At 74.4% G+C, this 26,445-nt stretch carries 24 protein-coding genes; 18 read left to right on the top strand and 6 right to left on the bottom strand.

The features are described from left to right. Positions 1–132 precede the first annotated feature (132 nt). Positions 133–579, bottom strand: a complete 447-nt coding sequence (locus AC4IHM_RS30430; protein WP_490870175.1) for an ATP-binding protein — start codon at positions 577–579, stop codon at positions 133–135. A gap of 159 nt (positions 580–738) precedes the next feature. Between AC4IHM_RS30430 and AC4IHM_RS30425 the strand changes: the two genes are divergently transcribed. Further along, positions 739–954 carry a hypothetical protein gene (locus AC4IHM_RS30425; protein ID WP_490870174.1) on the top strand — a complete coding sequence of 72 codons (216 nt, stop codon included), beginning with the start codon at positions 739–741 and terminating at the stop codon, positions 952–954. Positions 955–1,186: 232 nt separating this feature from the next. Further along, positions 1,187–1,642 (top strand): Crp/Fnr family transcriptional regulator, encoded by a 456-nt coding sequence (locus tag AC4IHM_RS30420; protein WP_490870173.1) that lies wholly within the window; start codon positions 1,187–1,189, stop codon positions 1,640–1,642. Positions 1,643–1,679: 37 nt separating this feature from the next. Here AC4IHM_RS30420 and AC4IHM_RS30415 read toward each other — a convergent pair whose 3' ends face one another. Continuing rightward, positions 1,680–2,990, bottom strand: a complete 1,311-nt coding sequence (locus AC4IHM_RS30415; protein WP_490870172.1) for an MFS transporter — start codon at positions 2,988–2,990, stop codon at positions 1,680–1,682. Between the two features lie 85 nt (positions 2,991–3,075). Next, a complete protein-coding gene (locus AC4IHM_RS30410; RefSeq protein WP_490870171.1) occupies positions 3,076–3,690 on the bottom strand; it encodes a LysE/ArgO family amino acid transporter in 615 nt (204 codons plus the stop codon). Positions 3,691–3,759: 69 nt separating this feature from the next. On the opposite strand from AC4IHM_RS30410, the gene AC4IHM_RS30405 reads away from it, so the two are divergent. Then, positions 3,760–4,692: a LysR family transcriptional regulator ArgP gene (locus AC4IHM_RS30405; protein ID WP_490870170.1), complete on the top strand. Its 933-nt coding sequence runs from the start codon at positions 3,760–3,762 to the stop codon at positions 4,690–4,692. 108 nt (positions 4,693–4,800) lie between these two features. Continuing rightward, positions 4,801–5,052, top strand: a complete 252-nt coding sequence (locus AC4IHM_RS30400) for a WhiB family transcriptional regulator (RefSeq protein ID WP_490870169.1) — start codon at positions 4,801–4,803, stop codon at positions 5,050–5,052. Positions 5,053–5,082: 30 nt separating this feature from the next. Here AC4IHM_RS30400 and AC4IHM_RS30395 read toward each other — a convergent pair whose 3' ends face one another. Further along, on the bottom strand, positions 5,083–6,756 hold the full coding sequence (locus tag AC4IHM_RS30395; RefSeq protein ID WP_490870168.1) for an FAD-binding dehydrogenase: 1,674 nt from the start codon (positions 6,754–6,756) through the stop codon (positions 5,083–5,085). Between the two features lie 36 nt (positions 6,757–6,792). Beyond that, complete coding sequence (locus tag AC4IHM_RS30390; protein WP_490870167.1) at positions 6,793–7,410, bottom strand: TetR/AcrR family transcriptional regulator; 618 nt, start codon at positions 7,408–7,410, stop codon at positions 6,793–6,795. Between the two features lie 124 nt (positions 7,411–7,534). Here AC4IHM_RS30390 and AC4IHM_RS30385 point away from each other — a divergent pair, with 124 nt between their 5' ends. The 3 genes from AC4IHM_RS30385 to AC4IHM_RS30375 all read left to right on the top strand — a co-directional run bounded on the left by AC4IHM_RS30385 (position 7,535) and on the right by AC4IHM_RS30375 (position 10,265). Further along, positions 7,535–8,161, top strand: a complete 627-nt coding sequence (locus AC4IHM_RS30385; RefSeq protein WP_490870166.1) for an alpha-ketoglutarate-dependent dioxygenase AlkB — start codon at positions 7,535–7,537, stop codon at positions 8,159–8,161. Between the two features lie 115 nt (positions 8,162–8,276). Beyond that, positions 8,277–9,023, top strand: a complete 747-nt coding sequence (locus AC4IHM_RS30380; protein WP_490870165.1) for an MBL fold metallo-hydrolase — start codon at positions 8,277–8,279, stop codon at positions 9,021–9,023. A gap of 9 nt (positions 9,024–9,032) precedes the next feature. Beyond that, positions 9,033–10,265, top strand: coding sequence for a DUF4032 domain-containing protein (locus AC4IHM_RS30375; RefSeq protein WP_490870164.1), 1,233 nt, complete (start codon positions 9,033–9,035; stop codon positions 10,263–10,265). A 35-nt stretch (positions 10,266–10,300) separates the two neighbouring features. On the opposite strand, the gene AC4IHM_RS30370 is transcribed toward AC4IHM_RS30375, so the two are convergent. After that, entirely contained in the window at positions 10,301–11,173 is an 873-nt protein-coding gene (locus AC4IHM_RS30370) for a universal stress protein (protein ID WP_490870163.1), read from the bottom strand. A gap of 226 nt (positions 11,174–11,399) precedes the next feature. On the opposite strand from AC4IHM_RS30370, the gene AC4IHM_RS30365 reads away from it, so the two are divergent. From AC4IHM_RS30365 to AC4IHM_RS30315, 11 genes are all read left to right on the top strand, one after another. Next, positions 11,400–13,076 carry an NAD(P)/FAD-dependent oxidoreductase gene (locus tag AC4IHM_RS30365; RefSeq protein WP_490870162.1) on the top strand — a complete coding sequence of 559 codons (1,677 nt, stop codon included), beginning with the start codon at positions 11,400–11,402 and terminating at the stop codon, positions 13,074–13,076. After that, positions 13,073–14,530, top strand: coding sequence for an ATP-binding protein (locus AC4IHM_RS30360; protein ID WP_490870161.1), 1,458 nt, complete (start codon positions 13,073–13,075; stop codon positions 14,528–14,530). The genes AC4IHM_RS30365 and AC4IHM_RS30360 overlap by 4 nt, the downstream gene beginning before the upstream one ends. Continuing rightward, entirely contained in the window at positions 14,527–14,880 is a 354-nt protein-coding gene (locus AC4IHM_RS30355; RefSeq protein WP_490870160.1) for a UBP-type zinc finger domain-containing protein, read from the top strand. The genes AC4IHM_RS30360 and AC4IHM_RS30355 overlap by 4 nt, the downstream gene beginning before the upstream one ends. 68 nt (positions 14,881–14,948) lie before the next feature. Further along, a complete protein-coding gene (locus AC4IHM_RS30350) occupies positions 14,949–17,921 on the top strand; it encodes a helix-turn-helix transcriptional regulator (RefSeq protein ID WP_490870159.1) in 2,973 nt (990 codons plus the stop codon). A gap of 82 nt (positions 17,922–18,003) precedes the next feature. After that, complete coding sequence (locus AC4IHM_RS30345; protein WP_490870158.1) at positions 18,004–19,377, top strand: CAP domain-containing protein; 1,374 nt, start codon at positions 18,004–18,006, stop codon at positions 19,375–19,377. A 60-nt stretch (positions 19,378–19,437) separates the two neighbouring features. Continuing rightward, positions 19,438–20,115 (top strand): AIM24 family protein, encoded by a 678-nt coding sequence (locus tag AC4IHM_RS30340; protein ID WP_490870157.1) that lies wholly within the window; start codon positions 19,438–19,440, stop codon positions 20,113–20,115. Between the two features lie 177 nt (positions 20,116–20,292). Then, positions 20,293–21,408 (top strand): tetratricopeptide repeat protein, encoded by a 1,116-nt coding sequence (locus tag AC4IHM_RS30335; protein ID WP_490870156.1) that lies wholly within the window; start codon positions 20,293–20,295, stop codon positions 21,406–21,408. A gap of 11 nt (positions 21,409–21,419) precedes the next feature. Next, positions 21,420–22,436 (top strand): polyprenyl synthetase family protein, encoded by a 1,017-nt coding sequence (locus AC4IHM_RS30330; protein ID WP_490870985.1) that lies wholly within the window; start codon positions 21,420–21,422, stop codon positions 22,434–22,436. A 113-nt stretch (positions 22,437–22,549) separates the two neighbouring features. Continuing rightward, complete coding sequence (locus AC4IHM_RS30325) at positions 22,550–23,509, top strand: threonine/serine dehydratase family protein (protein WP_490870155.1); 960 nt, start codon at positions 22,550–22,552, stop codon at positions 23,507–23,509. Positions 23,510–23,804: 295 nt separating this feature from the next. Then, positions 23,805–25,370 (top strand): serine/threonine protein kinase, encoded by a 1,566-nt coding sequence (locus AC4IHM_RS30320; RefSeq protein WP_490870154.1) that lies wholly within the window; start codon positions 23,805–23,807, stop codon positions 25,368–25,370. A gap of 57 nt (positions 25,371–25,427) precedes the next feature. Continuing rightward, complete coding sequence (locus tag AC4IHM_RS30315; protein WP_490870153.1) at positions 25,428–26,405, top strand: LLM class F420-dependent oxidoreductase; 978 nt, start codon at positions 25,428–25,430, stop codon at positions 26,403–26,405. Positions 26,406–26,445: the final 40 nt, after the last annotated feature.

The raw sequence follows: 26,445 nt of genomic DNA, 5'->3' as shown, positions 1-26,445 counted from the left end.
TCCGGACCACCCCGGGACCAGCCCGGAGGGCCGGAGCAGTCGTACCGCTCCCGCTGCTGCGCCTCCGGTCCGAAGCACGAACCTGCGACTGCCCCCGCCCCGGTGGAACAAACTCCGCTTTTCGAAAAGTACTCAGAACAGCGGAACGACGACGGTGATGCACTTGCCACCCGAGGGAAGGTCTGCCACGCGTACGTCCCGGGCCAGCCGGCAGACGATCGGCCAGCCCCGGCCGCCCAGGCGGCGACGGTTGTGGTGGTCGGTGGCCGGCACGGCCACCGGCAGGTCGTGGCTGCGGTCGGACACCGACAGGCGCACCCCGAGCCCCACGACGTTGACCTGGAAGTCGGTGATGCCGCCCCCGTGCAGGATCGCGTTGGTGGTCAGCTCCGAGGCGACGAGTACCACGTCCGACAGGGCGCCCGCGTCGCACGTGGCGTGGCCGTAGGCGTTCCGGCACTCGCTGACGACGCGTTCGACGACCCGGCGCGCCTCGGCGGGCCTGCGCGGCCGGTACCGCCGGTGCCGGTCCGTACCGTACTGCTCGACGACGGGTTCGGTGGTGTGCCTGTCACGCATCCGTCACTCCCTGGTCGGTGAGATCCGGCCGGCCCCACGACGTGTACGCGCCGTGCGACCCCGTTACTGTCGGCTGACCTCTGCCCGTGGACCCAAACCTCCGGCACTCCGTGTGGCCCAACGCTCATTCCGGGCGCCGAGAAGGGGTACGTGGAGTACATGACGGATGTTGTGGACTCGGACGAACTGCTGCGCCGCATGCACCGCGCGAGGGCCTGCGCGCTGGAGGAGAAGCGGGCCTGGCAGTCCCGGAGCGAGGAGCTGCGGCCGACCGACCCGGAGGCCTCCCGGGAGGCCGCCGTGCGGACCATCGCGTACGAGACCGTCCTGCGGGTGCTGGACGAGGTGCTGTACCCGGGCCGGACCGCGCAGTGACGGGCGGCGCGGCGCACCGCCGGCCGCCCGACCGGCAACCCGGCCCGGCCCGACCACCGCCCGCACCGGACGACCGGCTCACCCGGGGACCGGGACGCCCGGAGATGGTCCGGATCCGGCACGGATTCCGTGCCGGATCCCCCGGCCGCCGAGGTGCCCAGGGCGCCGACAACGACTGAAATGGGCATAGGGAAAGCCCCGGAACCCAATCGCCGGCGAGGAGTCCCGTGTCATGACCAAAGCGATCAAACTGCTCACCGCCCTCCCCCACCCCCAGCGCGAGCGGCTGATCGCCCTCGCCCGGGAGGTCTCCTTCCCGGAGGACACCCGGATCTTCGAGGCGGGGGACAGGGCCGACCGCTTCTGGGTCATCCACTCCGGCGCGGTCTCCCTGACCCAGCAGGTGACGCCCCTGCGCCGGGTCACGGTCGCCGGCCTCGGCGTGGGCGACCTGCTCGGCTGGTCCTGGCTCTTCCCGCCCTACGAGTGGGACTTCGGCGCCGAGGCGTTCAGTCCCGTGCGCGCCTACGAGTTCGACGCGGCCTCGGTGCTCGTCCTGTGCGAGGAGGATCCCCGGCTGGGCATCGTCCTGGTGCGGTCGGTCGCCGAGATCCTCGCGCACCGGCTGGAGACCACCAGGGGCAAGCTCATGGAGCACTACGCGCTGCACGGGGGCGGCTCCCTGTGACCGGGTGATCAGGTGACCGGGTGCCGACGGGCCCCGGTCAGACGCGGTAGCGGCGCAGGGCCGGTATCGCGGCCGCCAGGGCCAGCATCACCACCACGACGAGCACTCCGCCGCCGGTCACCGCCTCCCGCGCGCCGAAGACGGAGCCCGCGCCGCCGTGCAGGACGTCGGCCAGCCGCGGGCCGCCCGCCACGACGACGGTGAACACGCCCTGCATGCGCCCGCGCATCTCGTCGGTCGCGGCGGACAGCAGGATCGCCCCGCGGAACACCATGGAGACCATGTCGGCGATGCCGGCCAGGGCCAGGAACGCCACCGCGAACCACAGGCTGCCGCTCAGCCCGAAGCCGGCGATGGCGGCGCCCCAGACGACGACGGAGCCGATCACCATCCACCCGTGCCGGCGCGCCCGGGAGAAGGTCCCGGAGAACAGCCCGCCGATCACCGCGCCGATGGGGATCGCCGCGAAGAGCAGGCCGAGGGCGAGTCCCTCGCCGTAGGGGGCGTAGGTCTCGGCGGCGAGTTGCGGGAACAGGGCGCGGGGCATGCCGAAGACCATGGCCACGATGTCGGCCAGGAAGGACAGCAGCAGCACCTTGTGGCCGGCGATGTAGCGGAAGCCGGCCACGACCTCGCGCAGGCCCGCGCGCCGGACCGCCGTGCCCGCCAGCGGCGGAAGCGCGGGCAGCTTGTAGACCGCCCACACGGTGACGCACAGGGCGAGGGCGTCGATCAGGTACAGCTCGGGCAGCCCGATCACCGGGATGAGCGCACCGGCGAGCAGCGGTCCGACCACCTGTCCGGTCTGCATCACGGTCGAGCCGAGGGCGTTCGCGGCGGGCAGTTCGTCCCCGGGCACCAGGCGGGCGATGGAGGCGTTGCGGGCCGGGGCGTTCAGTCCCCAGAAGGCCTGTTGCAGAGCGAGCAGCAGCATCAGGACGGCCACCGACTCCAGACCGGTGACCGCCTGTATCCAGAAGAGCAGCGAGGTCACGGCGATGCCGGTGTTGGTGATCAGCAGCAGCTTGCGGCGGTCCATGGTGTCGGCCACCGCGCCGCCCCACAGCGCGAACACGATCAGCGGCAGCAGGCCCGCCAGGCTCGCGGCGCCGACCCAGGCCGAGGAGCCGGTGATGTCGTAGATCTGCTTGGGCACGGCGACCGCGGTGAGCTGGCTGCCGACGGCCGTGACGATGGTCGAGGACCACAGTCTGCGGTACGCCGGGCGGCGCAGGGGGCGGGTGTCCATGGCCCAGCGGCGCCACCCGCGGCGCTCGGGCGTGCCCGGGGCGGGGCCCTTCGCCTCGGATTCGGTGCCGCTCTCGCCGCTGCTCTCGCTCGTGTCCACGCGCTTCCTACATGCTCGATACATCTTTCGATTGCGGGATCACTATCGCAGCCGCGTTCGGGCGTCGGGCCATCGCGTGTCCCGGTCAGGCTCGGGCGACGAGCAGGACGCCGAGGACGATCATGGTGGCGGCGACCAGGCCGTCCAGAAATCGCCAGGCCGCGGGCCGGGCCAGGAGGCGGCCGAGGTGGCGGGCGCCGAAGCCGAGCGCGGCGAACCAGCACAGGCTCGCGACCGCGGCCCCCAGGCCGAAGGTCCAGCGCAGCGGGCCGCGGTCGGCGGCGACCGAGCCGAGCAGGAGCACGGTGTCGAGGTAGACGTGCGGGTTGAGCCAGGTCAGGGCGAGGCAGGTGAGGACCGCCCGCCGGCGCGAGCCCGCGGTGTCGCCGTCGGCCCGCAGCACCCCGGACGGCCGGAGCACACGCCGGGCGGCGAGGGCGCCGTAGCACAGCAGGAAGGCACCGCCGATCCAGCCGACCGCGGTCAGCGCGCCCGGCCAGGCCACCACCACCGCGCCGACCCCGCCGACGCCCAGCGCGATGAGTACGGCGTCGGACAGGGCGCAGATGCCCACCACGGCGAGGACCGCGTCGCGGCGGATCCCCTGGCGCAGCACGAAGGCGTTCTGGGCGCCGATGGCCACGATGAGCGAGAGGCCGGTGCCGAAGCCCGCGGCCGCGGCGGTGAGGGCGTTGTTCACGCCCTTGACGCTAGGCGGACGATCACAGCACGTACAGCTAAAGATTCTTACGTATCATTAGCGATTGTGATGGGACCGGAGAGAGACGGGGGCGGGGGAACTCCGGCGGCGTTCGCGGACCTTCCCCTGGACCAGGTGCGCACCCTGCTGGCCGTGGTGGACGAGGGCACGTTCGACGCGGCCGCCGCCGCGCTGCATGTGACGCCGTCCGCGGTCAGCCAGCGGGTGAAGGCGCTGGAGCAGCGCACCGGCCGGGTGCTGCTGCTGCGCACCAAACCGGTGCGGGCGACCGATTCCGGCGCGGTCCTGGTGCGGCTGGCCCGCCAGGTGGCGCGGCTGGAGCGGGACGCCTCGGCGGAGTTGGGGCTGCGCGGAGCGGGCGAGCCGACCCGGGTGTCGGTGGCGGTGAACGCGGACTCGCTGGCGACCTGGTTCCTGCCCGCCCTCACGGGCCTGTCCGGGGACCCCGGGCTCTGCTTCGAACTGCGCCGCGAGGACGAGAGCCACACGGCCGCGCTGCTGCGGGAGGGCGCGGTGATGGCGGCGGTGACGTTGTCGCCCGAGCCGGTGCCGGGGTGCACGGTCCGGGCCCTGGGCCGGATGCGCTATCTGCCGTGCGCCGCCCCGGGGTTCGCGGCACGGCATCTGGACGGGCCGCCGCCCGAGGTGATCGCCGACGCGCCCGTGGTGGTCTTCGACCGGCGGGACGACTTCCAGGACGGCTTCGCCCGCCGGCTCGGGCACGCCGGCGCGAGTGCCGCGCGCCACTACGTGCCGACCTCGGAGGGCTTCGTCGAGGCCGTCGCCGCCGGCCTGGGCTGGGGCATGGTGCCTCAGCCGCAGGCGGATCCCCTGCTGCGCACCGGCCGGCTCGTCGGCTTCGCCCCGGACCTCGCGGTGGACGTCCCGCTGTACTGGCAGCAGTGGAAGCTCGACTCCCCTGCCCTCGCGACGGTGGCCGACGCGGTAATGGCCTGCGCCGCGCGGGCACTTGGACGCTGACGCGGCGTTGTGCGCCCAACTCCGGTTTCGCCCCGACGCCGACAGGTCACCCGCAACGGAACAGGCCATGCGCGAAGGCGCGAACCATACCGATCGCAGGTGACTTTGATGGACAACTGGCGAGAGCATGCCGCGTGCCGCTCGGAGGACCCCGACCTGTTCTTCCCGATCGGCAGCACCGGCCCGGCCGCTGTGCAGACCGAGCAGGCGAAAGCGGTCTGCCGGCGCTGTCCGGTCCAGGAGCAATGTCTGCGATGGGCGCTCGGCACCGGGCAGTCCATCGGGATCTGGGGCGGGACCGACGAGTTGGAACGCCGGGCGCTCAAGCGGCGCGAGGCCGTGCGCAGGAGGTCGGGCTGACCCTCGTACGCCCGCCCGGACCGGCGGAGGTCAGGCACTCTGTCGCGCCGCGGCCCGGCCCGCCGCCCGCCCGGAGAACAGGCAGCCGCCGAGGAAGGTGCCCTCAAGCGCGTTGTAGCCGTGCACCCCGCCGCCGCCGAAGCCGGCCACCTCGCCGGCCGCGTACAGGCCCTCGACGGGTGTGCCGTCGGCGCCCAGGGCGCGGGAGTCCAGGTCGGTCTGGATGCCGCCGAGGGTCTTGCGGGTGAGGATGTGCAGCTTGACGCCGATGAGCGGGCCGGCCGCCGGGTCGAGGAGGCGGTGCGGGGTCGCGACCCGGCCGAGGCGGTCGCCGATGTAGCGGCGGGCGTTGCGGATGCCCTGGACCTGGGCGTCCTTGGCGTACGGGTTGGCCATCTGGAGGTCGCGGGCCTCCACCTGGCGTCGGATCACCGCGGCGTCCAGCAGCGGCTTGTCGGTCAACTGGTTCATTTTGTCGACCAGTTGCTCCAGATTCGGCGCGGTCACGAAGTCGGCGCCCTGGCGCAGGAAGGCGTCCACCGGGCCCGGGGCGCCCTTGCCGAGGAGGCGTTCGCGCCGGAATCCGGCGCGGTCCTTGGCGGTGATGTCGGGGTTCTGCTCGGAGCCGGAGAGCGCGAACTCCTTCTCGATGATCTTCTGGGTGAGGATGAACCAGGAGTGGTCGTGCTCCGCGAGGTCTTCCGCGGTGCGCAGATGCCGCAGGGTGCCGAGGGTGTCGTAGCCCGGCAGGCAGGGTTCGGGCAGCCGGCGGCCGAGGGCGTCGAACCACAGCGAGGACGGGCCGGGCAGGATGCGGATGCCGTGGCCGGGCCAGATCGGGTCCCAGTTGCGCACGCCCTCGGTGTAGTGCCACATCCGGTCGCGGTTGACCAGGCGCGCGCCCGCCCGCGCGCTGATGTCGAGCATCCGGCCGTCGACGTAGGCGGGTACGCCGGTGACCATCTCGGCGGGCGGGGTGCCGAGGCGCTCGGGCCAGTGGCGGCGGACGATGTCGTGGTCGGCGCCGATGCCGCCGGAGGTGACTATCACGGCCTGCGCGGTGAGTTCGAACTCGCCGATCGCGTCGCGGTTGGAGGCGACGCCCCGGGGTGAGGTGTCCTCGGCGAGGACCGTGCCGCGTACGCCGCGCGCGCCGCCGCCCTCGACGACGAGGTGGTCGACGCGGTGGCGGTGGTGGAAGGTGAGCAGCCCGTCGCGCACGGCCTGCTTCGCGTGGCGCACGAAGGGTTCGACGACGCCCGTGCCGGTGCCCCAGGCGATGTGGAAGCGGGGCACGGAGTTGCCGTGCCCGTCCGCCCGCAGGTCGCCGCGCTCGGCCCAGCCGACGGTGGGCAGGAAGGTGATGCCGTGTCCGGCGAGCCAGGACCGCTTCTCCCCCGCCGCCCACTCGACGTACGCGCGGGCCCAGCGCACCGCCCAGGAGTCCTCGTCGTCCGTGCGGTCGAAGCCCGCACTGCCCTGCCAGTCGTTCCAGGCCAGGTCGAAGGAGTCCTTGACGCCGAGCCTGCGCTGCTCCGGGGAGCCGACGAGGAAGAGGCCGCCGAAGGACCAGAAGGCCTGCCCGCCGAGGTTGGCCGCGTTCTCCTGGTCGACGAGGGCCACCCTCCTTCCCCGGCTGGTCAGTTCGTGCGCGGCGACCAGGCCCGCCAGGCCCGCTCCGACCACGATGACGTTGGCATCCATGGCGACCGTCCTTTCCTGTTCCGTGTCATGGGGTGTTCACGAGGCCGTGCGGCCCTCGGTGAGCAGCGCGGTCAGCAGTCGGCCCAGCCAGGCGCGGGCGTGCTCCACGTCCCGGTCGAGGAGCAACTGGGTGGTGACTCCGTCGTACGCGGCGACCACGGCGTGCGCGGCGCCGTCGGTGCCGCCCGGCACGGCGGGCACATGTCCGCGCACCCGGGCGAGCCGGTCGGCGATCGCGCGTCTGAGCCGCGCCCGGTGCTCCAGCAGTGTCCGTGCCACGTCCGGGTCGCGGGCGGCGTGCACCAGGAAGTCCGTCTTCACCAGGAGCCAGTCCCGGTCCAGCAGCAGCACCTCGGTGACGCGGTCCACGGCGGCGGGTACGTCCAGGTCCGGCCCGTCCGGCGCGAGGGCACCGGACACCTGCTCCGCGATCAGGTCGGCGCGTTCCCGGTAGAGGGCGAAGAACAGCTCGTCGAGGCTGTCGAAGTTCGAGTAGAAGGCGCCCCGGCTGTAGCCGGCCGCCTCGCAGACCTCCTCGATCGACACCCGGCCGAAGCCCTTGGCGGCGAACACCGTGAACGCGGCGTCCAGGAGGTTCGCGCGGGTGCGCACGCGCCGCCTGGTCACGCGCCCGGTCGTCGCCCTCACCGCCATGCGCCGGCCCTCCCTCGGTTCGATACATGAATGTATCGGATACACCGACGTATCCGAAGACCCCGGACCGCGGCCGGATCCCTCCCCTTAGAACAGATTCTCGAATAAGGGGTACGCTGGTCACATGACCACGCACCTCCAGGGCTCACTCTTCGACCAGAGCGACGAGGCCCGGCTCGGCCCCCTCGGCGGACTGCGCCGCACCCACCTGGGCCCCGGCGCCTGGATCGACCTGCTCCCCGGGTGGCTGAGCGGCGCCGACGCGCTGTTCGAACGACTGGCCGCCGAGGTCCCGTGGCGCGCGGAGCGGCGTGCCATGTACGACCAGGTCGTCGACGTACCCCGGCTGCTCGCGTTCTACGGCGCGGGCGACCCGCTGCCGCACCCGCTGCTGGCCGAGGCCCGCGACGCCCTGTCCGCGCACTACGCCGAGGAGCTGGGCGAGCCGTTCACCACGGCCGGGCTCTGCCACTACCGGGACGGCCGGGACAGCGTCGCCTGGCACGGCGACCGGACCGGCCGGGGCGCACGCCAGGACACGATGGTCGCCATCCTCTCGGTCGGCGCGCCCCGGGACCTGCTGCTGCGCCCGGTGGGCGGCGGCGACACCGTGCGCCGCCCGCTGGGCCACGGCGACCTGATCGTGATGGGCGGCTCCTGCCAGCGCACCTGGGAGCACTGCGTCCCCAAGTCCGCCCGCGCCGCGGGCCCCCGCGTCAGCGTCCAGTTCCGCCCGCACGGCGTGCGCTGAGCCCTCCCTCCGGCCCGCCCGGGACCCGTCGGGAGCGGGAGCGCTGCTTTCAACCGCCCTCCCGACCTGCTTTCCTGGTGACGGCGGACCGGGACGAGCAGAGCGCGAGGCGAGGATGCGGGCACAGGTGCGGCACGTCGGGGACGGCACCCATCTGGTGCGGGGCTCCCACACCAACTGGGTGATCCTCACGGAGGGGGACGCCGTCACGCTGGTCGACACCGGGTACCCGGGCGACCGCGAACAGCTCCTCGCCTCGCTCACGGAGGTGGGCGCCTCACCGGAGGCGGTGGTGGCCGTGCTGATCACCCACGCCCACAACGACCACCTGGGATCGGCCGAGTACCTGCGCGCCGCCCACGGCACCCCGGTCCTCCTCCACGAGGCCGAAGTACCCCATGCCCGGCGGGACTTCCTCCAACAGGTGTCGGTCGGCACGGTGCTGCGCAACGCCTGGCGGCCGGGCGTGCTGCCGTGGACGGCGTACGTGCTCCGCTCCGGCGGCACACAGCGGCACCCGGTGGCCGCGCCCGCGCCCTTCCCGGCGGAGGGCGCGCTCGACCTGCCCGGCCGGCCCGTACCGGTGCACACCCCCGGGCACACCGACGGACACTGTGCCTACCACCTCCCCGCCACCGGGGCGGTGATCTCCGGCGACGCGCTGGTGACCGGGCACGCCGTCTCCCGCACCGAGGGTCCGCAACTGCTGCCCGGCATGTTCCACCACGACCGCAAGCGCACCGTCGCCTCCCTCGGCGTCCTCGCCGAGCTGGACGCCGACATCCTGCTCCCCGGGCACGGCCCCGTCCACCGCGGCCCGGTGAAGGCCGCCGCGGCACAGGCCGGGGAACGGGCGTTCTAAAGTCGGGACATGGCCTTGCAGATCAGCGCCACCAACCCGGAGCACCCCGCGCTCCTGCTCGAACTGCCCTGGCAACTGCCCCTGGAGCAATGGCCCGAGGAGTACCTCGTGCCCCTGCCGCGCGGCATCTCCCGGCACGTCGTCCGCTACGCGCGGGCCGGGGACGAGGTGATCGCCGTCAAGGAGCTGGCCGAACGGCCCGCGCTGCGCGAGTACCAACTGCTGCGCGACCTGGACCGGCTCGCCATCCCGGCGGTGGACGCGCTGGCCGTGGTCACCGGCCGCGCCGGCACCGCGGGGGAGGCACTGGAGCCGGTGCTCGTCACCCGGCATCTGGGCGGCTCGCTGCCGTACCGGTCGATGTTCGAGACGACGCTGCGCCCGGCGACCATGCACCGGCTGATGGACGCCCTGGCGGTGCTGCTGGTGCGGCTGCATCTGGCCGGGTTCGCCTGGGGCGACTGCTCGCTGTCCAACACGCTCTTCAGGCGCGACGCGGGCGCCTACGCCGCCTATCTGGTCGACGCCGAGACCGGCGACCTGCACCCCCGGCTCAGCCCCGGGCAGCGCGACTACGACCTCGACCTCGCCCGGGTGAACATCAGCGGCGAGCTGCTCGACCTGGAGGCGTCGGGGGCGCTGCACCCGTCCGTCGACCCGGTGGACTTCGGCACCGAGATCTGCGCCCGCTACCGGCGCCTGTGGGAGGAGCTGACCCGCACCTCCGTCTATCCGGCGGGCAAGTACCACTACATCGAACGCCGGATACGGCGCCTCAACGACCTCGGCTTCGACGTGGCCGAGATGCAGATCGGACACGCCTCCAACGGGGACACGGTCACCTTCGTGCCCAAGGTCGTCGACGCCGGCCACCACCAGCGCCAACTGCTGCGGCTGACGGGCCTGGACGCCGAGGAGAACCAGGCCAGGCGGCTGCTCAACGACCTGGAGAGCTGGATGGCCGGCCAGGACGACCACGCCCCGGGCGATCCGCTCGGCACCCGCCCGGAGGTCCTCGCCCACCGCTGGGTGCGCGAGGTCTTCCGGCCCACCGTGCGCACCGTGCCGGTGGAGCTGCGCGGTTCGATGGACCCGGCGGAGATCTACCACGAGCTGCTGGAGCACCGCTGGTACCTGTCCGAGCGGGCCCAGCACGACATCGGCCTGGACACGGCCGTCGAGGACTACCTCACGAACATCCTGCCCGCGGCCCGGGAGACCCTTCGGCCCACGGCGGGCTGAACCGGAGGCCCGAGCCGCGCGCGGGTTACCGGCCGTCAGGTGTGCGGGACCACCGCCACCGGGCAGTCGGCGTGGTGCAGTACGCCGTGCGCCACGGAGCCGATCCGGGCGCCGACGGCCGTACGGCGGACACGGCGGCCGACGACCATCAGCTGGGCGTTCGCGGCCACCGACAGCAGCACCTGCCCCGCGCTGCCCATCTCCACGTGCTCGATCACCGGCACGTCGGGGAAACGCTCGCGCCACGGCCCGAGCGCCTCGCGGAGCGCCTTGCTCTCGTACTGCTCAAGACCCCCGGCCTCGTCGGCGAGCCGCATCGACCCCGGGCTGTAGGCGAACACCGTCGGCAGGGTCCACGCCCGCACGGCCCGCACGGTGGCGCCGCGCGCGGCGGCCGCCTCGAAGGCGTAGCCGATCACGTCGGCGCTGTCCTCGGGCTCGCCCTGCTGGCCGACCACGACCTCGCGGCCGGCGGCCTCGGCGGCGGCCTCGTCCCCGGCCCGCACCAGGACGACCGGCCGGCCGGCCTCGGCGATCACCTGCTGGCCGACGGACCCGAGCAGGAAGCCGACGACCGCGCCGTGGCCGCGCGAACCCAGCACCAGCGTCCCGGCGTCGGCCGCGGCGGCGAGCAGCGCGGCGACGGCGTCGCCCTCGCGGACCTCGGTGGACAGCGCGAGGTCCGGGTGCCGCTCGGTGACGGCCCGGACCGCCTCGGCGACCGACTCCCGCACCCACCGCTCCTGCGTGTCCCGGTCCGCCACGCCCGCCACGTCCTGCGCCTGGAACCGCCAGGCCTGCACGACACGCAGCGGGACTCCCCGGCGGACCGCCTCCCTGGCCGCCCAGCCCAGTGCGGCCACGCTCTCCTGCGAACCGTCCACCCCTGCCGCGATCGGGCGCGTCATGCGGGTCCCTCCCTGTGTCACCGTCACGTCCATGGGGGCCAGTCTTCACTACGCCGTCCGCACGACCTCGCGGCGGGGAGCGGGTGAACGCCGCCGCACCCCGGATCCCGCCCGTCCGGCCCGCGCGCCCGAGCGGGACCGGACGGGCGAGAATACGATGGTGGTGAGGCCGGTGCGGTGACGGGGAGGCCGGGCCGTGAATCCGGCCGCTCGACGTGGGGGCCGTATGGCACAGGCCGAAGGGGCGACACGGACCGTCATCATGACCGTGGACGACGACCCGGGGGTCTCCCGTGCCGTCGCCCGCGACCTGCGGCGGCGTTACGGCGCGACGTACCGCGTGGTGCGCGCGGAGTCCGGTGAGTCGGCCCTTCAGGCGTTGCGCGAGCTGAAGCTGCGCGGCGACCCGGTGGCCGTGCTCCTCGCCGACTACCGGATGCCGCGGATGAACGGCATCGAGTTCCTGGAGCTGGCCCTGGACGTGTACCCGGCCGCCCGGCGGGTGCTGCTGACGGCGTACGCGGACACCGACGCGGCGATCGACGCGATCAACGTCGTCGACCTGGACCACTATCTGCTCAAGCCGTGGGACCCGCCCGAGGAGAAGCTCTACCCGGTCCTGGACGACCTGCTCCAGGCCTGGCGCGCCGGCGACCACCGGCCGGTGCCCAGCACGAAGGTCGTCGGGCACCGCTGGTCGGCGCGCTCCTCGGAGGTCCGCGAGTTCCTGGCCCGCAACCAGGTGCCCTACCGCTGGTACTCCAGCGAGGAGCCCGAGGGCCGGCGGCTGCTGTCGGCGGCCGGGCAGGACGGCCTGCGGCTGCCGGTGGTGATCACCGCGGACGGGACCGTGCTGGTGGAGCCGGAGGCGCCCGACCTGGCCGCACGGGTGGGCCTGGCGACCACGCCGACGGCCGACTTCTACGACCTGGTGGTGATCGGCGGCGGCCCGGCCGGGCTCGGCGCGGCCGTGTACGGGGCCTCGGAGGGGCTGCGGACGGTGCTGGTGGAGCGGTCGGCGACCGGCGGGCAGGCCGGGCAGAGTTCCCGCATCGAGAACTACCTCGGCTTCCCCGACGGCGTGTCCGGCGGCCAGCTCACCGAGCGGGCCAGGCGGCAGGCGGCGAAGTTCGGCGCCGAGATCATCACGGCCCGCGAGGTGACCGGCCTCGATGCCGGCGGGGCGGCGCGGATCGTGCGGTTCTCCGACGGCTCGGCGGTCGGCGCGCACAGCGTGATCCTGGCCACCGGCGTCTCCTACCGGCAGCTTCCGGCCCCCGGCACGGACGACCTGACCGGCCGCGGCGTGTTCTACGGCTCCGCGCTGACCGAGGCGGCCTCCTGCCAGGGCCACGACGTGTACGTCGTCGGCGGCGCCAACTCGGCCGGCCAGGCGGCGATGTACCTGGCCCGGGGCGCCAAGTCGGTGACGCTGCTGGTGCGCGGCGGCTCGCCGGCGGCGTCGATGTCGTCCTACCTGGTCCAGCAGATCGAGCAGACCTCCAACATCCGGGTGCGCTGCGGCACGGTCGTCGAGGCCGCGCACGGCGACGGGCACCTGGAGCGGCTGACGCTGCGCGACGCGTCGAGCGGTGGCACCGAGGAGGTCGACGCGCAGTGGCTGTTCGTGTTCGTCGGCGCGGCCCCGCACACCGACTGGCTGGACGGCACGGTGCTGCGGGACGGGAGCGGTTTCATCCTCGCCGGACCCGACCTCACTCCCGACGGACGGCCGCCGGCCGACTGGGAGCTGGACCGGCCGCCGTACCACCTGGAGACCAGCGTCCCGGGCGTGTTCGTGGCGGGCGACGCCCGCGCGGAGTCCGCGAAACGGGTCGCGTCCGCCGTCGGAGAGGGAGCCATGGCCGTGCTGCTCGTCCACCGTTATCTGGAGCAGTCGTGAACGGGCGGCCGATGCCGTGCGCCCCCGAGGAGATCGGGCGGCTGTTCCTCTTCGAGAAGCTGGCCCCCGAACAGCTGGGGCGGTTGTGCGCCGAGGGCAGGGCGGAGCTGTTCGAGCCCGGACCGGTGTACACCGAGGGCGAGGACGCGACGTGCTTCTACGTGATGATCGAGGGGACCGTCGTGCTGTCCCGCCGGGTCGGCGGGGACGACGTTGAGGTCGGCCGCACCTCGCAGCCCGGGGTGTACGCGGGCGCGATGCAGGCGTACGTCGGTGACCGGGTGCCGCAGGTCTACAACAACTCGATGCGGGTCACCGAGCCGACCCGGTTCTTCGTCCTGCCCGCGCAGACCTTCTCGGCCGTCGTGCGGGAGTGGTTCCCGATGGCGGTGCATCTGCTGGAGGGGCTCTTCTTCGGGTCCAAGAACATGCAGCGGGCCGTCGGGCAGCGGGAGCGGCTGCTGGCGCTCGGCTCGCTGTCGGCCGGTCTCACCCACGAGCTGAACAACCCGGCCGCGGCCGCCGTCCGCGCCACCTCGGCGCTGCGGGAGCGGGTGGCGAAGATGCGGCACAAGCTGGCCGTGATCACCGAGGGGCCGTTCTCCCGCGAGGCCCTCGCGGGGCTCGTCGAGATGCAGGAGCGCACGGCGGAACGGGTCGCCAAGGCGCCCTCGCTCAGCCCGCTGGAGGCCACCGACCGGGAGGACGCCCTCACCGACTGGCTGGAGGACCACGGCATCGCGCAGGGCAGACAGCTCGCCCCGACCTTCGTGCAGGCCGGTCTCGACACCGAGTGGCTCGACCGGGTCGCGGCGGCCGTGGCCGAGGAGATCCTGCCGGGCGCCGTCGGCTGGCTCAACTACACGGTCGAGACCGAGCTGCTGATGAACGAGATCGCGGACTCCACCGCCCGGATCTCGCACCTGGTGGACGCGGCCAGGCAGTACACGCAGCTCGACCGCGCCTCCCACCGGACCGTCGACGTCCACGAACTCCTCGACAGCACCCTGCTGATGCTCTCCGGGAAGATCGGCCCGCGGATCGAGGTCGTCAAGGAGTACGACCGTACGCTGCCGGAGATCCCGGCGTACCCGGCGGAGCTGAACCAGGTGTGGACCAACCTGATCGACAACGCGGTCGCCGCGATGAACGCCGCGGGCGGCGAGGGGACGCTGACCGTGCGGACCGCGCTCCACCACGACCGGCTGCTGGTGGAGTTCCGCGACACCGGCACCGGGGTCGACCCGGAGATCCGGGAGCGCGTCTTCGACCCCTTCTTCACCACCAAGCCGGTGGGCGAGGGCACCGGGCTCGGTCTGGACATCTCCTGGCGGATCGTGGTCGGCAAGCACCACGGCACGCTCCAGGTGGAGTCCGTGCCGGGCGACACCCGTTTCCAGGTGCTCCTTCCGCTCACCGCCGCCGTGCCCGAACCGACCGAGGAGCCGGCATGACCAGTGACACCGGAATCGACCCCGCCGTTCCGCCGAGCGGCACCGGCTGCGCCGAGTGCGACGCGGCCGGCGGCTGGTGGTTCCATCTGCGGCGCTGCGCGAGCTGCGGCCACGTCGGCTGCTGCGACAGCTCGCCCGGACAGCACGCGAGCGGCCACTTCCGCGCCACCGGGCATCCGGTGGTGCAGAGCTTCGAGCCGGGCGAGGACTGGTACTGGGACTACGCGAGCGACGAGGTGCGGGAGCCCGGACCCGAACTGGCCCCGCCGGGCAGCCACCCCGGGGACCAGCCGACACCGGGACCGGCGGGACGGGTCCCGGCGGACTGGGCGTCGGCCCTGCGGCGCTGAGCGCGCGCGGGCCGCCGCGCCGGGACCGCTTCGCGGACGCGCACCGGCTGTCGGACCCACGTGCCAGGATGGGTGCCGTGCCGCAGACCTCACTCACCAGCCCTCTCGTCGGCCGCGCGGAAGAACTCGCGCGTCTCGCCGGCGTGCTGGAGCGCGCCCGCGCGGGTGAGGCCCGCGCGGTGCTGATCGCGGGGGACGCCGGGGTCGGCAAGACCCGGACCCTGGACGAGGCCGCCGCACGGGCCGCCGCCGCCGGGACGGCCGTGCTCACCGGGCACTGCGTCGACCTGGGCGACGTTGGCCTGCCGTATCTGCCGTTCACCGAGATCCTCGGCGCGCTGGCCGGCGACGAGCGGTTCGCCGCCGTGGCCGCCGCGCATCCGGTGGTCGGCCGGCTGCTCGGCGGCGGCCCGGACGACGGCGACGCCACCACGCGTTCACGGCTGCGGCTCTTCGAGGGCGTGGCCGCCCTGCTGACCGAGCTGGCGGACATCGCGCCACTGCTGCTGGTCCTGGAGGACCTGCACTGGGCCGACCAGTCCTCCCGGGACCTGCTGAGGTTCCTGCTCAGTCGGGGCGTCCTGCACCACTCGGCGGGCGCCGGGCCCGGCCACCGGCTCGCGGTGTTCGCCTCGTACCGGGCGGACGACGTGCACCGGCGCCACCCGCTGCGGCCCCTGCTGGCCGAGCTGGTGCGCCTGCCCTCGGTGGAGCGGCTGGAGCTGCGGCCCCTGCCCGATGCCGACGTGGCCCGGCTGGTGCGCTCGCTGCGCGACCGGGCGCTCCCGGACACCACCGTGCACCGGATCGTCGAGCGCGCCGAGGGCAATGCCTTCTACGCCGAGGAGCTGGTCGCGGCCACCGACACACCGGCCGGCGGAGTGCCCAGCGGACTCGCCGACGTGCTGCTCATCCGCTTCGAGCAACTGTCCGAGACCGCCCAGCAGGTGCTGCGCACCGCCGCGGTGGCCGGACGCCGTGTGGGGCACGACCTGCTGCGGGACGCCGTGGGGCTGCCCGAGGACGAGCTGGAGTCGGCGCTGCGGGAGGCGGTGGAGCGGCAGTTGCTCGTCTCCGGCGCCCAGGACACCTACTCCTTCCGGCACGCCCTCGCGCGTGAGGCGGTCTACGCCGACCTGCTCCCCGGTGAACGGGCCCGCCTGCACGGCGGATTCGCCCGGCTGCTCGCGGGGCGGGAGCGCCGGTCCGGCAGCGCGGCCGAGCGCGCCCACCACTACCGGGAGAGCCACGACCTGCCCGAGGCGCTCGCCGCCTCCCTGGAGGCCGCCGACCACGCCCAGCACGTCGGCGCGCCCGCCGAGGAGCTGCGGCACCTGGAGACGGCCCTCGACCTGTGGTCGGCGGTGGACGCCGCCGCGCGGCCCGCGGGCCCCGACGCGGTGACGCTCACGCTGCGTGCCTCGGCGGCCGCCGCGCACGCCGGGGAGCTGCACCGCGCGGTCTCCCTCACCCGCTCCGCGCTGGCCGGCCTCGGCCAGGACGCCGACCTGGAGCTGGCCGCCCGCGTCCGCTACACCCTCGCCGGGAACCTGCTGAGTGTCGACAATCTGTCGGCCGCCTACGCCCACAGCAGCGAGGCCCTCGCCCTGATCCCCGCCGAACCCCCGTCGGCGACATGGGTGTGGGCCGCGGCCACGCATGTGATGGCGGCCCGCCAGGTCGGGGAGCACCGGGCCGCGCTGCCGGTCGCCCACCGGGCCCTGCGGGTCGCGGCGGAACTGGGCGTCACGGACGCCCGCGCCGACCTCCTGATCTCCCTGACCAGTCTCGAGGGCGGCAACCGGACCACCCGGGCGGGCCGGGAGCGGCTGCTTGAGGCACGGGAGCTGGCGCGGCGGGCGGGCAACGCGCCGGTGGAGATGCGCGCGCTGTTCAACCTCGCCATCGGCGCCTTCGAGTCCGGTGACCTGGAGGAGTGCCTGCCCTGGACGTTGGAGGGACTGGACCGGGCCCGCCGCTCCGGGCTGCTGTCCTCGCCCTATCCGCGGGAGATGCGGTACCTGCGGCTGCTCGTGCAGTACACGCTGGGCCACTGGGACGAGATCCCGCGCGGTGCCGCGGACAGCGCCGGGGTGGTGCCGGCCGCGGGCGGCCACGCCGCGGGTCCCGGGCTGTACGTGGCGCTGGCGCGCGGCGACTTCGGGGCGGCGGAGGGCGCACGGGCGCTGCTGGAGGGGCCGTTCGACTGGATGGGCAGGCTGGTCGGGGGCATCGTGCTGACCGACGCGGCGGCGCTGCGCGGGAACGCGGAGGAGGCCGTGCGGTGGATGCGCTCCACCGTCGACGCCCTGACCGACGACGCGGGCACGCGGCCGGCCGTGACGGTCAGGCTCGCCGCCCTCGCGCTGTCCGCGCTCGCCGACACCGTGGCCGAGCTGCGCCGGACCGGGGACGAGGCGGGTGTCCGGCGCTGGACGGACACGGCGGCCGAACTCGTGGAGCAGGCCAGGTCCTCCGCCGGGCGCGGGGAGGACGGCACACCCCAGGGGCCGGAAGGTCAGGCGTGGCTGGCGCGGGCGGAGGCGGAGTGGTCCGGGATCTCGGAGTCCGCGCCGGACCCGGCGTCCTGGGAGAGGGCGGTGGCCGGGTTCGCGCGCGGCGATGTCTACGAACGCGCGCGGTGCGGGCTGCGGCTGGCGCAGGCGCTGCTGGCGGCCGACCGCCGGGAGGAGGCCGCCGCCGAGGCCGCCACGGTGCGCCGGGAGGCCGACCGGCTCGGTGCCACGCCGCTGCGCGAGCGGATCGACGACCTGGCCCGCCGTGGGCGGCTCACCGGGGCACCGTCGCCCGGTGGTCCGGGCGCGGCGGTGCTGACCGCCCGTGAACAGGACGTACTGCGGCTGCTCGCGCTGGGCCACAGCAACCGCCGGATCGGCGAGGAGCTGTTCATCAGCGCCAAGACGGCGAGCGTCCACGTCTCCAACATCCTGGCCAAGCTGGGCGCGGCGAGCCGCACGGAGGCGGTCGCGGTCGCCCACCGGCAGGGTTTGATCACTCCGGAACCGTCGGCCTCGGGCTGACATCGGGCCGGCCCGGCGGCGGGAACCCCCGTCGTCCGGTGGACGTTGACCCCACAGCGAGATCAGGACACAGGGCGGCAGGATGAGCGAGTTGGTCCCCGGGGGCAATGTCCCTCTGCCGGGCGGCCCCGTCGGCGTACGGGTGCCCGGCGGGTTCGACGTGTCGGCACTCGTCACGGACGACGGCGGGAAGGTCGGCGGTGACGCGGACTTCGTCTTCTACAACCAGCCGGAGGCACCCGGCGTCCGGCTGCGGGGCGACACGCTCACCGTCGATCCCGCGCGGCTGCGCCCCGGCGCGACCCGGGTGACGGTGGCGGTCAGCCCCTCGGATCCCGGCGTGGCCCTGAGCGCGCTGCCCTCCCCCACGCTCCATGTCGCCGACGCCCGCGGCCGGGCGCTGACCCGGTTCACTCCCCCGGGCCCCCGGCAGGAGACCGTGCTGCTGCTGGCGGAGTTCTACCGGCGCGGCGAGGGCTGGAAGCTGCGCGCCCTCGGCCAGGGGTATGCCGACGGACTCGCCGGTGTCGCCCGGGACTTCGGGGTGGAGGTGGTCGACGACGCCCCCGAGCCCGACCGGGCGCCGGCCCCTGCGGTCGCTCCCGCACCGGCGCCGACACCGACACTCGTGGCAAGCGCAGCACCCGCGGCACCCGCCGACGGCTCCGACGGCTCCGACGGCTCCGACGGTTTCCTGGGGCTGGTCAACTCCGCCCGCGCTGCGGCCGGTTCCCGCCCCGTCCGCGCCGACTCCCGCCTGGCGTCCGCGGCCCGGTCCCACGCCGCCGCCATGGCCGCCGCGGGCGCGCTGAGCGTCCAGACCCGGGACGGCGTCTCCGTCCATCAGCCCGTCGTCTCCGCCGGTTTCTCCTATCTCACCGTCGGCGAACACCTGGTCTCCGGCCCGCGCACCCCCGCCGAGTTCGTCGAGTACTGCCTGCGCTCCGAACGCACCCGGCGCACGCTGCACGACCCCGCCCTCACCCACGCCGGTTGGGCGCATGTCACCGGCGGGCCCTCGGGCGACACGTACTGGACCGTGCTGTGGGCGCTGCCGCTCACCCCGGAGGGGCTGGCCCGCACGACGGGCGAGGTCGTCGACCTCACCAACCGGCGGCGGACCGGGGCGGGGCTGCCCGCGCTGGCCGTCGACGTCCGGCTGACCCGGGCCGCGCAGGCGCACAGCGCGGACATGGTGGCCCGCGACTTCTACTCCCACACCGACCCGGACGGCGGCAAGCCCTGGGACCGGGCCGCCGCCGCGGGCGCCACCCGCCGCACCGTCGGCGAGAACATAGCCTGCGGCCAGCGCTCCCCCGCCGACGTGGTGGAGGGCTGGATGAACAGCCCGGGGCACCGCGCCAACATCCTCAAGGCCGACTTCACGCACATCGGGATCGGCCTGGCCGGCGGCGGCCGGGCGGGCACGTACTGGACCCAGCTCTTCGGCGGCTGAGCACGGCCGCCCGGCGCCCGATCCTGGCGCGAAGGGGCCACTCCGGGACAGGATGCCGCCATGAAGGGTGATCTGTTTTCCAACGAGCACATGGTGCAGCCCGCCGCGGCGCCGGGCATGACCGTCGAGAATCCCAAGTGCATCCGTTACGCGGTGAGCGGCGAGATGCTGGCCCGGCAGGGCGCGATGGTCGCCTTCCGCGGCGATCTGCAGTTCGAACGCAAGGGTCAGGGCGTGGGCGGCATGCTCAAGCGCGCCGTGACCGGGGAGGGGCTGCCCCTGATGGCGGTGCGCGGGCAGGGTGAGGCCTGGTTCGCGCACCAGGCGCAGAACTGCTTCATCGTGGAGATCGAGCCCGGTGACGAGTTCACGGTCAACGGCCGCAACGTCCTGTGCTTCGACGCGTCGCTGGCGTACCGCATCTCCACCGTGAAGGGCTCGGGCATCGCGGGCGGCGGGCTGTTCAACAGTGTCTTCACGGGGTACGGCAGGCTGGGGCTGGTGTGCGAGGGCAGCCCGCTGGTCATCCCGGTCTCGGGCCAGTACCCGGTCTACGTCGACACGGACGCGGTCGTCGGCTGGTCCGCGGGTCTTTCGACCTCCCTGCACCGTTCGCAGTCCATCGGCTCGATGCTGCGCGGCGGTTCGGGAGAGGCCGTCCAACTGCTGCTCCAGGGCGAGGGCTTCGTCGTCGTACGGCCCAGTGAGCTGACGCCGCAGAAGGCGCAGCAGCACTGAGGCAACCCGGTCCGCCTCGTCGGCGTCTTGGTCGGCGACAGGTACACCGCCCTGGTCGCCCCACGTGGCCAGGGCCGGTTTTCGACGCACTATACACAGTACGTATACATCGAGCGCATACGTGCGTGCGTCCCGCGCACGGCGTGCGTGCCGGGGTATACGGACCGAAAGGCATCCATGTACGGCAAGGCATCCGCTCCGGAGTATCAGGGCGCCCTCACCGCCCTCTCCGTCAACTCCTCGCTGACCGACGTCCTGGCGGCCGGCACGGAGCAGCTGAGGACGGCCGAACGCGCGGGGCGGCACGCGGAGGCGGCGCGTTCCGGGCTCGCGGTGGCCGAGGCGCAGCGCAGGCTGGGCCGGATCGGGGACGCGGACCGGGCGTGGAAGGCGAGTTACCGGGCGGCCCGCACGGCCGGTGACACCGGGGCGATGGCGTGGGCGCTGTGGAGCGGCGGCACGCTGGCCCGCCAGCGCGGTGCCCTCCGGCTGGCCGGGCGGCTGCTCTCGCTCGCCGCCGGCCTCGGCGAACGCGGCGGCGACATCGTCGTACGCGGCTATTCGCTGGCGGGCCTGGCCGAGACCGGCCGGATCCAGGGCGACTACGAGGCGGTCGGGCGGCTGCACGAGCAGTTGCTCGCCGAGGCCCGCCGGCGCGGCGAGGCGCGGCACACGGTGTGGGCGCTGGAGGGCATCGCGCAGATGCGCCGCAACACCGGGGCGTACGACAGCGCGTACGCCCTGTTCGAGGAGGCGGCCGAGATCGCCGCGCGTGCCGACGACCGGCGCGGCCACGCGTGGGCGCTGCGCGGGCTCGCCGACGTGGTGTCCGTGCGCGACGGCGACACCGAGCGGGCGCTGGACCTGCTCACCGAGGCGGAGGCGGGGTGCCGGGCGATGAATCTGTCCGGCGCGCTGGCCTACAACCACAAGATGCGCGGCAACGTCCTGTACCGCGCCGGGCGTTATGCCGAGGCCCGCGGCCTCTACGAGCGGGCGCTCGGCGAGTTCCGCGCCATGGGCGAGCCGCGCGGGGAGGCGCTCTCCCGGCTGGGTCTGGCCAAGTCACGGGCCCGCCTGGGCCGCGACCGCGCCGAGACGGCCGCCGAACTGACCGAACTGGCCGAAGCCCTGCAACGCATCGGGCTCGCCCACGCCCGACGGATGGTGGCACGGGCCCAGGAGGAGTTCGGCCTCCCGGACCCACCGGCGCACACGGCGGCCGACACGACGGCGGGGGCGCGGGGCGAGGCCCCTCTCGCCGGTGCGCCGGTGGCGGGGGACGCGTGGTGAGCGGGGCGGCCATGGTGGGGGTGGTGGACGCGCCGTACGTCCTCGGCCGCTGTCGCGCGCTGGTGCGGCCCGCGCTGGAGGAGGCCGTGGGGCGGCTGCATCCGTGGGTGGCCGAGATGGCCGCCTACTCCTTCGGCTGGTGCGAGGTCGGCGGGGCGCCGGCGGGCCCGCTCGCGTCGGGCGGCAAGGGCGTACGGCAGGCCCTCGCGGTCCTCGGCGCCGAGGCGGCCGGTGCCTCCGGCCGGGCCGGCGTGCCCGCGGCGGTCGCGGCGGAACTGGTGCACGCCTTCTCCCTGCTGCACGACGACATCATGGACGGCGATCCGGACCGGCGCCGCCGCCCGGCCGTGTGGAAGGCGTACGGCACCGGGCCCGCCGTCCTCGCGGGCGACGCGCTGTTCGCGCTGGCCGTGGAGACGCTCGCGCTCGCCCCGGCCGGTGCCCGGACGGTCCCCCTGCTGTCCGCCGCGCTGAACGACCTGGTGCGCGGGCAGGCCGACGACCTGCTGTTCGCCGAGCGCCCGTGGACGGGTCCGGGCCGGGTGCTGCCGGGCGAGTACCGGACGCTGGCCGAGCACAAGACGGGGGCGCTGCTGGGCTGCGCGGCGGCGACGGGCGCCGTGCTCGGCGGGGCGCCGCGGGCGACGGCAGCGGCCCTGGACCGGGCCGGGCGGCACCTCGGGATCGCCTTCCAGATCGTCGACGACGTGCTGGGCGTGTGGGGCGACCCGGCCGTCACCGGCAAACCCGTGCACGGCGATCTGCGCGAGCGCAAGAAGACCTTCCCGGTGCTGGCCGCGCTCGACGCGCCCGTCCCCGCGGCGCGGCACCTGGCCACGCTGCTCGCGTCCGGTGCCGCCGATCCCGCGGAGGCCGCCGTCCTGATCGAGGAGGCGGGCGGGCGTCGGGCGGCCCTTGCGGAGGCGCAGCGGTGTCTCGGCGCGGCCGAGGCGGCGCTCGGTGCGGCGGGAGTGGCCTCTGCGGAGCTGCGCCCGCTGCTCGGCTTCCTGGTCCGGCGCGACCTGTGAAGGCGCTCCCGCGCGGTCCCGCGCCTGCCCCGGGAACGTGTTGACCTTGGGCACCTCGCGCGAAAGGGTGCGAAGGGGCGCCGATCGGCGCCCACGCCGGAAGGAAGACTGCCTTGATCGGGATCACGGAGATCGAAGCCGCGGCCGAGCGGATCGCCGGACATGTCGTACGCACCCCGACCGTGCCGAGCCCCGGGCTGTCCGCGCTGCTGGGCGTCCCGGTCACCGCGAAGCTGGAGCTGCTCCAGCGCACCGGCTCGTTCAAGGCGCGCGGCGCGACGGCGAAGCTGCTGTCGCTGACCGAGGCCGAGCGGGCCGCGGGTGTCGTCGCGGTCAGCGGCGGCAACCACGGCATCGCGGTGGCGGTCATGGCCGCCGCCCTCGATGTGAAGGCCACGGTGGTCATGCCGCGCACGGCACCCGCCCGTTCCGTGGAGATCGCCGAGGAGGCGGGCGCGCTGGTGCGGCTCACCGACGGCATGGACAGCGCGTTCGCGCTCGTGACCCGGCTTCAGGAGGAGGGGCTGACCCTGGTCCATCCCTTCGACGACCCCGTGGTGATCGCGGGGCAGGGCACGGTGGGGCTGGAGTTCGCCGAGGACGCCGGGCCGCTCACCGACGTGCTGGTGAGCATCGGGGGCGGCGGGCTGATCGCGGGCGTGGCGGTGGCGCTGCGGGCGCTGCGGCCGGACGTGCGGATCTGGGGCGTGGAGACGGAGGGCGCCGAGGCCATGTCCCGGGCGCTGGCGGCGGGCGGGCCGCTTCCGGTGGCCCTGTCCTCGATCGTCACCACGCTCAGCGCCCCGTCCGTCTCGCAGGTGACGTACGACCATGTGTCGACGCTGGTGTCCGAGGTGCTTGTGGTGCCGGACCGGGAGGCGGTGCGGGGTTCGCTCGCGCTCGCCGAGCACGCGAAGGTGTGGACCGAGCCCGCGGCCGGCTGTCTGCTGCCGGCCGCCCGGCGGGTGGTGGAGCGGGTGGGTGACGACGCGCGGATCGGGCTGGTGGTGTGCGGGGGCAATTCCACGACCGCCGACATGGCCGTCTGGGCGGACCGCTTCGGCCTGCGCTGACGCCGGTTTCCCGGGCCGGTCCGCGGGTGCCTCGGGTTGCCGCGGGACCGGCCGTGGATTTCCGCTGCGGAACACGGCGCGGCCGGAATTCGCGGACCTGGGGATTACCCGGGATCGCCCAGTTCGGACCGGGTGTGCGCCCGCGCGGTCGCCTTTTCCGCGGCCGCGGTCGCTCGGGTGTTCGCCGCTTTTGAAAAAGGGTCAGAAATGGCCCCGGTTCACGCATTCGTTGAACGCGCCCCGGCCGGTTCGCCGTATCTCTGGGCAAGCCGAGGGCCGGCGGTGCGAACGAGGGATGGCCATGGGCAGGGCGCGCGTCTCCACACATGGGTTGGTCGCCGGTCGGTACCGCCTTCTCCAGGTCGTCCACCGTGAGACCAATCGTGTCCGCTGGTCCGGGGAGGACGCCGAGACGGGCCGGCCCTGCCTCGTCACGCGGGTCGGGCTCCCGGCGGAGCGGGGGGACGAGTCGGCCCGCCGGGCGGCCGGCCGGGTGGTCCGCACCTGCGAGATCGTGGAGGCGCTGTGCCCCGGGCGCGTCGCCCCGGTGGCCGGCGCGCTCGTGGCGGACGGGGCCCTGTGGACGGTGACGGAGTGGATCGACGGCGTGCCGCTCGGCGAACTCCTGGACCGGCAGGGCGCCTTCGGCCATGTACGGGCGGCGCGCGTCGCCCTGGAGCTGCTGGACGTGCTGGAGGCGGCGCACGGCCAAGGGGTCACGCACGGTGAGCTGAGTCCGGGCGAGGTGTTCGTGCGCGAGTCGGGCTCCGTCGTCGTCACCGGCTTCGGACTGGCCGGCGCCACCCTCGCCCCGCGCCTGACCGCGCCCTCGTACGCCTCGCCCGAGCAGGCCCGCGACGAGCGGATCGGGCCCGCGGCCGATCTGTGGACGCTGGGCGCGATCCTCTACACGATGGTCGAGGGTCGGCCGCCCTTCCGCGACCGGGGCGGGTTCGAGGCGACGCTCAGGAGCGTGGACCGGCTGCCGCTGCGCACCGCGGTGCGCGCCGGTCCGCTCACCCAGGCCGTGCACGGGCTGCTCCGCGAGGACTCCCGCGAGCGGCTGACCCGCCAGGTGGTCCGCGAGGCCCTCGTCCGGGTGCTGACGGAGGATCCCCACGCGTCGGCGCGCGAGGTCCGCCCTCCCCGGCTGCGGGGCGCCTACGCGGCCGGCCTGCGCGCGAGCCGCGGGCGGACCATGGTCGCGGGGACCGTCCTGGCCGTCCTCACGGTCACGGCCGCCGTCCTCGCCGCCACCGAGGCACTGCCCGGCACGAGGGGCGGCTCCGCCACGGGCTCCCCGCAGCGCCCCTCGGCCCCCGTGACCACGCCCACCTCCGCTCCCCGGCCGAGCGTGACGCCCTCGCCCTCGCCGTCGGCGTCGGGCGACGCCGTGCCGGCCGGGTTCCGCCGCTACGACGCGCCGGAGGGTTTCTCGGTCGCGCTCCCCGAGGGCTGGCGGCGGCTGGACGCCTCGCGCGCGTCCGGTACGGCGTACCGCGTCGTCTTCGGCGCGTCCGGCGATCCGCGCACGCTCGCGGTCACCTACAGCGAGCGGGCGGGCGCGGACCCGGTGGCGGTGTGGCGCGACGACGTGGAGCCCGGTCTGAAGCGGTCCGGCGGCTACCGGCGGATCGGCGCGATCCGCGCGACGACGTACCGGGGGCGCGAGGCGGCCGACATGGAGTGGGTCGCCCGGGACGACGGCGCCCGGGTACGCACCTTCGGCCGCGGCTTCCTCCTCGGCGGCGGGCGCAGCTTCTCGCTGCGCTGGACCACTCCGGCCGACGACTGGGCGGCCACCGCGAACGAGCGGGCGCTCACCGCCTTCCTCGGAACGTTCCGGGAGGACACGGACTGACCGCCTCCACCCGGTTTCGTCCTGTTTTCGCCACGTGCGGGCGGGGACTCGGTCGCCATGGCGCACTTCGGATACACGATGATGACCGAGCAGGCCGGCCCCCGTGAACTCGTCGGCCATGTGGTGCGGGCCGAGGAGGCCGGGTTCGACTTCGCGGTGACCTCGGACCACTACTTCCCCTGGCTGCGCTCGCAGGGCCACGCGCCGTACGCGTGGAGCGTGCTGGGCGCGGCGGCGCAGGCGACCTCCCGCATCCCGCTGATGACCTATGTGACGTGCCCGACGTTCCGCTACCACCCGGCGGTGGTGGCGCAGAAGGCGGCGACGCTCCAGTTGTTGTCCGAGGGCCGCTTCCGGCTGGGCCTCGGCGCGGGCGAGAACCTCAACGAGCATGTGGTGGGCGGCGGCTGGCCGTCCGTCGACGTGCGGCACGAGATGCTCCGGGAGGCCGTGGAGATCATCCGGGCGCTGTTCCGGGGCGGCCACGTCAACCACCGCGGCACGCACTTCGACGTGGAGTCGGCCCGGCTGTGGGACCTGCCGGACAGCGCGCCGCCCATCGGGATCGCGGTCTCCGGCGAACGCTCCTGCGCGCTCGCGGGCGAGCTGGCCGACCTGGTGATCGCCACCGAGCCCAAGGCGGGGCTGCTGGATGCCTTCGACCGGCACGGTGGTGCCGGCAAGCCGCGCGTGGGCCAACTGCCCGTGTCCTACGATCCCGACCGGGACACGGCGATCAGGCGCGCCCACTCCCAGTTCCGCTGGTTCGGCAGCGGCTGGAAGGTCAACTCCGAACTGCCGCACCCGGACGCCTTCGACGCGGCCACCCGGTTCGTCACCCCGGACGACGTCGCCGAGTCCATCCCCTGCGGCGACGACCCGGAGGCCGTCGTGGCGGCCGTACGCCCGTATGTGGAGGCCGGGTTCACCGAGATCGCCCTGGTGCAGATCGGCGGGGAGGCGCAACACGCCTTCCTGGACTGGTCGCACAAGTCCCTGCTGCCGGCGCTGCGCGAGGCGCTGGGCGGCGACTGAAACCCGGGGGCCGGCCAATCACCCGTATGCCTGAGCATCT

Source organism: Streptomyces sp. SL06, from assembly GCF_058244745.1.
Note: the sequence above shows the minus strand (reverse complement) of the source record. Positions and strands in the feature narration are given on the sequence as shown.

Coding starts and splice junctions, on each gene's coding strand:
- AC4IHM_RS30430 (WP_490870175.1), bottom strand. CDS start 579: ATGCGTGACAGGCACACCACCGAACCCGTCGTCGAGCAGTACGGTACG.
- AC4IHM_RS30425 (WP_490870174.1), top strand. CDS start 739: ATGACGGATGTTGTGGACTCGGACGAACTGCTGCGCCGCATGCACCGC.
- AC4IHM_RS30420 (WP_490870173.1), top strand. CDS start 1,187: ATGACCAAAGCGATCAAACTGCTCACCGCCCTCCCCCACCCCCAGCGC.
- AC4IHM_RS30405 (WP_490870170.1), top strand. CDS start 3,760: ATGGGACCGGAGAGAGACGGGGGCGGGGGAACTCCGGCGGCGTTCGCG.
- AC4IHM_RS30400 (WP_490870169.1), top strand. CDS start 4,801: ATGGACAACTGGCGAGAGCATGCCGCGTGCCGCTCGGAGGACCCCGAC.
- AC4IHM_RS30395 (WP_490870168.1), bottom strand. CDS start 6,756: ATGGATGCCAACGTCATCGTGGTCGGAGCGGGCCTGGCGGGCCTGGTC.
- AC4IHM_RS30390 (WP_490870167.1), bottom strand. CDS start 7,410: ATGGCGGTGAGGGCGACGACCGGGCGCGTGACCAGGCGGCGCGTGCGC.
- AC4IHM_RS30385 (WP_490870166.1), top strand. CDS start 7,535: ATGACCACGCACCTCCAGGGCTCACTCTTCGACCAGAGCGACGAGGCC.
- AC4IHM_RS30380 (WP_490870165.1), top strand. CDS start 8,277: ATGCGGGCACAGGTGCGGCACGTCGGGGACGGCACCCATCTGGTGCGG.
- AC4IHM_RS30375 (WP_490870164.1), top strand. CDS start 9,033: ATGGCCTTGCAGATCAGCGCCACCAACCCGGAGCACCCCGCGCTCCTG.
- AC4IHM_RS30370 (WP_490870163.1), bottom strand. CDS start 11,173: ATGACGCGCCCGATCGCGGCAGGGGTGGACGGTTCGCAGGAGAGCGTG.
- AC4IHM_RS30365 (WP_490870162.1), top strand. CDS start 11,400: ATGGCACAGGCCGAAGGGGCGACACGGACCGTCATCATGACCGTGGAC.
- AC4IHM_RS30355 (WP_490870160.1), top strand. CDS start 14,527: ATGACCAGTGACACCGGAATCGACCCCGCCGTTCCGCCGAGCGGCACC.
- AC4IHM_RS30350 (WP_490870159.1), top strand. CDS start 14,949: ATGGGTGCCGTGCCGCAGACCTCACTCACCAGCCCTCTCGTCGGCCGC.
- AC4IHM_RS30345 (WP_490870158.1), top strand. CDS start 18,004: ATGAGCGAGTTGGTCCCCGGGGGCAATGTCCCTCTGCCGGGCGGCCCC.
- AC4IHM_RS30340 (WP_490870157.1), top strand. CDS start 19,438: ATGAAGGGTGATCTGTTTTCCAACGAGCACATGGTGCAGCCCGCCGCG.
- AC4IHM_RS30335 (WP_490870156.1), top strand. CDS start 20,293: ATGTACGGCAAGGCATCCGCTCCGGAGTATCAGGGCGCCCTCACCGCC.
- AC4IHM_RS30330 (WP_490870985.1), top strand. CDS start 21,420: ATGGTGGGGGTGGTGGACGCGCCGTACGTCCTCGGCCGCTGTCGCGCG.
- AC4IHM_RS30320 (WP_490870154.1), top strand. CDS start 23,805: ATGGCCATGGGCAGGGCGCGCGTCTCCACACATGGGTTGGTCGCCGGT.
- AC4IHM_RS30315 (WP_490870153.1), top strand. CDS start 25,428: ATGGCGCACTTCGGATACACGATGATGACCGAGCAGGCCGGCCCCCGT.